General features: G+C 78.0%; 2 protein-coding genes and 1 pseudogene. All 3 read right to left on the reverse strand.

The annotated features are described in order from the left end of the window. Positions 1-385 (reverse strand): annotated as a pseudogene (locus FM076_RS03160) (ABC transporter permease); the annotation flags it as partial. Then, positions 382-1,167 (reverse strand): ABC transporter ATP-binding protein, encoded by a 786-nt coding sequence (locus tag FM076_RS03165; protein ID WP_173868418.1) that lies wholly within the window; start codon positions 1,165-1,167, stop codon positions 382-384. The pseudogene FM076_RS03160 and the gene FM076_RS03165, both read right to left, overlap by 4 nt. Positions 1,168-1,375: 208 nt before the next feature. After that, positions 1,376-1,999: a hypothetical protein gene (locus FM076_RS03170; protein WP_173868419.1), complete on the reverse strand. Its 624-nt coding sequence runs from the start codon at positions 1,997-1,999 to the stop codon at positions 1,376-1,378. Between the last annotated feature and the right edge of the window lie 6 nt (positions 2,000-2,005).

Genomic DNA, 2,005 nt, shown 5'->3' on the forward strand with positions numbered 1-2,005 from the left:
CGGGGGCCTGGCCCGCGCCCCTGCGCACGGTGAAGGTGTCGTCGGGGACCGCGGCGCGCACCCCGGGCACCTCGCGCAGCACGGGGAGGGCCTCGCGGGGCACCCGGACCCGCTCGGTGAGGGCGGCGCTCACCGTCTCCGGCTCGCTCCCCCAGGGTTTCGCCGTGAAGCGGGTGTTCTGGTCGCCGGCCACCACCACCGGTGCCGCCGCGCGGGCGGTGACGCGGGGGTGCCCCAGGGCGGTCGCGGCGACGGCCTGTGCCGCCGCCCCCAGCAGGAGGGAGGCCAGGGCGAGTGCCGCGAAGGCAGCGGACCAGGCGGAGCGGTGGTGGCGGGCCGCGCGGCGGGCGAGCAGCGGGACGGCGGGCGCCGTCCGCTTCCTCACCACCGGGCCAGCTCCGTACGGATGGCGCCCGGGGACGGGCGCTCCAGGACGGCGGCGATCCTGCCCTCCGCGAGGAAGAGGGTCCGGTCGGCGACGGCGGCGGCCACCGGGTCGTGGGTGACCATCAGCACGGCGGGACCGTCCGGGGCGGCGGTGCTGCGCAGGAGGCCGAGCACCTCCTGGGCGGTGACCGGGTCGAGGGCCCCGGTCGGTTCGTCGGCCAGGATCAGTTCCGGGGCGGTCACCAGGGCGCGGGCGACGGCGACCCGCTGCCGCTGCCCGCCGGACAGCTCGGCGGGCGGCGCGTCGGCACGGTCGAGGAGCCCGACCCGCTCCAGCGCCCGGTCGGCCCGCCCGAACGGCCCGGTGTGCGGTGTGCCGGGGACGTGCCGCTCGTCCAGGAGCAGCGGCAGCGCCACGTTCTCCCGGACGGTGAGCGCGGGCAGCAGGTTGAGGTCCTGGAAGACGAAGCCGACCCGCTCGCGCCGCAGCCGGGTGCGCTCCGGCTCGCCGAGGGCCGCGACGTCGGCGCCCCCGAGGGTGACGGTTCCCGAGGTGGGCCGGTCCAGCCCCGCGGCGCAGGCCAGCAGGGTGGACTTGCCGGAGCCGGAGCGGCCCATGACGGCCAGGAAGCGGCCCCGGGGCAGGGCGAGATCCACGTGGTGGAGCACGCGGCGCGTGCTGTGGCTGCGGCTGACCCCGTCGAGTTCCAGTGCGAGGGGCGGTACGGGCCGGGGGGCGGGGCGGGGTGCGGGAGGGGGTGCGCTGGTGCGCCCGGGCATGAGCGTCCTTTCCGAGTGCGGCGGGGGGCGACTCGGACGCTACGGACCGGGCCCTGGCACCCGGGAGGGAGCGCGCTGGCGTCTTCGTGGTGGAGCCCGCTCCACCACGGGACCTCGCCGGGGAGGCGGCGGGGCCACGCCGAGGGGGCCGCGGGCCGCCGGGGACGCGGCGGCGGGAGGCCGCCGGGACCGGGCGGCGAAGGCCGCCTCAGGCGGCGCGGAGGGCGGCGAGGCGGGTGCGGATGTGCTGGACGGCGGCCTCGGCGTCGTCCACGGTGACGGTGAAGACGCGGCCGTCCCCCATACGGAGGACGAGGCCCTCGCCGCGGCGGATGACGACGGCCGTGCCCTTCTCGGGCCGTGAGCGGTAGCCCCACCCGCCCCAGTGCCGCGGGGTGACGGTGCGGGCGTGGTCGGCGGCGACCACGTCGCGCAGGTGGATGCGGCGGCGCGGCACCCCGGCATGGCCGCACCGCACCTCCAGCGTGTCGTCGCGCAGTCTCACCTCGACGTGCACGAAGGCCAGGGTGCCGCAGAGGATGAGCAGCCCGGTCGAGATGCACCCGGCCACGGACATCACCAGGGGGACGAGCCCGCCCGACCAGCTCGGATCGACCGCGAGTTCGATACCGAGGGCGAGGCAGCCCGCGCCGAGCGCTGACAGGGCCCACTGGAGACGGCTGGTGGCCCGTCCCGACCACACCTCGGCACTCGCCGGCAGGGCGACGTCTTCGAGGGGCGTGGAGCGGGTGGGCAAGGTGGTGTCGGTGTCGTCGCGAGGTCCGGCGCCACCCTCGGCGGGAAGCGCGCCGTCGCGGGGCTGGGACGTCATGTTCGG

This window comes from Streptomyces albus subsp. chlorinus, assembly GCF_013302895.1.
GTDB lineage: Bacteria > Actinomycetota > Actinomycetes > Streptomycetales > Streptomycetaceae > Streptomyces > Streptomyces chlorinus.